This is a genomic window from Paraburkholderia sp. SIMBA_053 (assembly GCF_046534895.1).
GTDB classification, from domain to species: Bacteria; Pseudomonadota; Gammaproteobacteria; order Burkholderiales; family Burkholderiaceae; genus Paraburkholderia; species Paraburkholderia caledonica.
Genome location: NZ_JAWRXU010001148.1, coordinates 1 through 255, shown reverse-complemented (window position 1 = coordinate 255; position 255 = coordinate 1). Strand labels below are relative to the sequence as shown.

Sequence of the window (255 nt, the reverse complement as noted above, 5' to 3'; positions counted from 1 at the left end):
GATCAGCGACGACGAACTGTTCGCAAACGCATTCTGCAACACGCTCATCATCACGAGGCCCGGCACCAGAAAACTTGTGTATTCGACGCCCGGATAAATCTGCACATGATTGCGCAGCGCGTGGCCGAAAATGGTCAGATACAGCAGCGCCGTGATGATGGGCGCAAGCACGGTCTGGAACGACACTTTCCAGAAGCGCAGGATTTCTTTATAGAACAGCGTGCCGAAACCGCTATAGCCGCCCATGCGAGCCCC

1 protein-coding gene is annotated in these 255 nt (G+C 55.7%); it reads right to left on the bottom strand.

Going from position 1 to position 255, the window contains the following annotated elements; genetic code table 11:
* On the bottom strand, positions 1-246 hold a 246-nt coding region (locus tag SB753_RS39245; protein ID WP_410805444.1), incomplete at its 3' end, for an ABC transporter permease.
* Positions 247-255 lie beyond the last annotated feature (9 nt).